Source organism: Roseomonas sp. F4 (assembly GCF_053891155.1).
Map to the genome: position 1 here is coordinate 2,501 of NZ_JBSSHK010000012.1, position 3,168 is coordinate 5,668.

The following is a 3,168-nucleotide window of genomic DNA, read 5'->3' on the forward strand; positions in this document are numbered from 1 at the left end:
CGGATCGGCTGACAGGGTGAGAGCCCGGTTGGTGCGGTTTGGTCCTGCGCGCGGACGGTGATGGGAAGTATGGAGCAAGACAAGGGCGTTCGGTGGATGCCTTGGCGCCAGAAGGCGATGAAGGACGTGGCACGCTGCGATAAGTCGCGGGGAGATGCGAGCAATCGTTGATCCGCGAATTTCCGAATGGGGAAACCCACTCCGCAAGGAGTATCGTGCACTGAATACATAGGTGTACGAGGCAAACCCGGGGAACTGAAACATCTCAGTACCTGGAGGAAAAGACATCAACAGAGATTCCGCGAGTAGTGGCGAGCGAAAGCGGAGCAGGCCAGTGGTTTATCAGAAAGAAGGCGAGCAACCTGGAAAGGTTGGCCATAGTGGGTGATAGCCCCGTAGCCGTAGTGTTCTGATAGATCCTTGAGTAGGGCGGGGCACGTGAAACCCTGTCTGAACGTAGGGGGACCACCCTCTAAGCCTAAATACTCTCTGGCGACCGATAGTGCACAAGTACCGTGAGGGAAAGGTGAAAAGCACCCCGACGAGGGGAGTGAAAGAGACCTGAAACCGAACGCCTACAAGCAGTCGGAGCCCGCAAGGGTGACGGCGTACCTTTTGTATAATGGGTCCGCGAGTTTCTGTTGGCAGCGAGCTTAAGCCGTTAGGTGTAGGCGCAGCGAAAGCGAGTCTGAATAGGGCGCTGAGTTGCCGGCAGAAGACCCGAAACCTGGTGATCTAGCCATGGACAGGCTGAAGGTGGGGTAACACCTACTGGAGGGCCGAACCCACGCCTGTTGAAAAAGTCGGGGATGATCTGTGGCTAGGGGTGAAAGGCCAATCAAACCAGGAAATAGCTGGTTCTCCGCGAAATCTATTGAGGTAGATCGTCAGGCGATCACCGTCGGAGGTAGAGCACCGGATGGGCTAGGGGGACCCAAAGTCCTACCAAACCCAACCGAACTCCGAATGCCGATGAGTGCAGCCTGGCAGACAGACAGTGGGTGCTAAGGTCCATTGTCGAGAGGGAAACAGCCCAGACCACCAGCTAAGGCCCCTAATTCGTGGCTAAGTGGGAAAGCATGTGGGACGGCCAAAACAACCAGGAGGTTGGCTTAGAAGCAGCCATCCTTTAAAGAAAGCGTAATAGCTCACTGGTCTAATAGCTGTTCTGCGGCGAAAATGTAACGGGGCTCAAGCCACGAGCCGAAGCTGTGGGTGCATCGTAAGATGCGCGGTAGCGGAGCGTTCCCTAGGCCTGTGAAGCGGTATCCGTGAGGGGCCGTGGAGGTATGGGAAGTGCGAATGCGGACATGAGTAGCGACAAGGAGGGTGAGAAACCCTCCCGCCGAAAATCCAAGGGTTCCTGCGCAAGGCTAATCCGCGCAGGGTGAGCCGGCCCCTAAGGCGAGGGCGACAGCCGTAGCCGATGGAAACCAGGTGAATATTCCTGGGCCCGTCAGAAGTGACAGCAGTGAAGTGCAGTTATCCCTTATTGGATTGGGGTGGCTGTTGGATCTGCTCGGGAAATAGCTCTGACATATGGACCGTACCCTAAACCGACACAGGTGGATTGGACGAGTATTCCAAGGCGCTTGAGGGAACCATGCTGAAGGAACTAGGCAAATTGCTCGCGTAACTTCGGGATAAGCGAGACCTGGCTGCACGCAAGTGTGGTTGGGTGGCACAGACCAGGGGGTGGCGACTGTTTAGTAAAAACACAGGGCTCTGCGAAATCGAGAGATGACGTATAGGGTCTGACGCCTGCCCGGTGCTGGAAGGTTAAGGGGAGGAGTGCAAGCTCCGAACCGAAGCCCCAGTAAACGGCGGCCGTAACTATAACGGTCCTAAGGTAGCGAAATTCCTTGTCGGGTAAGTTCCGACCTGCACGAATGGCGTAACGACCTCCCCACTGTCTCCAGCATGGGCTCAGCGAAATTGAATTCCCCGTGAAGATGCGGGGTACCCGCGGTCAGACGGAAAGACCCTATGAACCTTTACTGCAGCTTCGCAGTGGCGCCAGGAAGGGACTGTGTAGGATAGGTGGGAGGCTTTGAAGCATGGGCGCTAGCTTGTGTGGAGCCAACCTTGAAATACCACCCTGTGCCTTTCTGGCGTCTAACCGAGCTCGGTCACCCCGAGCCGGGACCCTGCGTGGTGGGCAGTTTGACTGGGGCGGTCGCCTCCCAAATGGTAACGGAGGCGCGCGATGGTGGGCTCAAGCCGGTCGGACATCGGCTGTTGAGTGCAAAGGCATAAGCCCGCCTGACTGTGAGCGCGACAGCGCGAACAGAGACGAAAGTCGGCCTTAGTGATCCGGTGGTCCCGCGTGGAAGGGCCATCGCTCAACGGATAAAAGGTACTCTAGGGATAACAGGCTGATCTCCCCCAAGAGTCCACATCGACGGGGAGGTTTGGCACCTCGATGTCGGCTCATCGCATCCCGGGGCTGGAGCAGGTCCCAAGGGTTCGGCTGTTCGCCGATTAAAGCGGTACGTGAGCTGGGTTTAGAACGTCGTGAGACAGTTCGGTCCCTATCTGCCGTGGGTGTACGAGACTTGAGAGGATCTGTCCCTAGTACGAGAGGACCGGGATGGACGCACCTCTGGTGAACCAGTTGTCACGCCCGTGGCATGGCTGGGTGGCCAAGTGCGGAATGGATAACCGCTGAAGGCATCTAAGCGGGAAACCAGCCTCAAGACGAGGTCTCGCTGAGGGCCGTGGAAGACCACCACGTTGATAGGCCGCAGGTGTAAGTGGGGTAACTCACTCAGCTGAGCGGTCCTAATCGCCCGATAGCGCTCCATACCCCATCGCCGCACCGGCCCAGGTTCGAAAGAACCAGGCGCCGCGCGCAGCACCAAACCGCACGCTACCCTCACACACACACCAAATCCAAACACCGAACAGCATATGATGTTCCGGTCTGGTGGCCCGGTGGCCATCGCGGGGATGATACACCCGATCCCATCCCGAACTCGGACGTGAAACACCCCAGCGCCCATGGTACTGAGCCTTAAGGCTCGGGAGAGTAGGTCGCCGCCGGGCCACCACACCGGAACATCATACGCCTCTTAAACAGAACACCACCGCGGGGTGGAGCAGCCCGGTAGCTCGTCAGGCTCATAACCTGAAGGTCACAGGTTCAAATCCTGTCCCCGCATCCCATTC

At 57.7% G+C, this 3,168-nt stretch carries 1 tRNA gene and 2 rRNA genes; all 3 read left to right on the forward strand.

Annotation, left to right across the window (positions count from 1 at the left end):
• Window positions 1–69: 69 nt before the first annotated feature.
• The 3 genes from ACVFYP_RS27605 (at window position 70) to ACVFYP_RS27615 (ending at window position 3,161) form a co-directional block, all read left to right on the forward strand.
• Window positions 70–2,806 (forward strand): 23S ribosomal RNA (locus ACVFYP_RS27605).
• A gap of 124 nt (window positions 2,807–2,930) precedes the next feature.
• Window positions 2,931–3,045 (forward strand): 5S ribosomal RNA (rrf, locus tag ACVFYP_RS27610).
• A 42-nt stretch (window positions 3,046–3,087) separates the two neighbouring features.
• Window positions 3,088–3,161, forward strand: a tRNA-Met gene (locus tag ACVFYP_RS27615).
• Window positions 3,162–3,168: the final 7 nt, after the last annotated feature.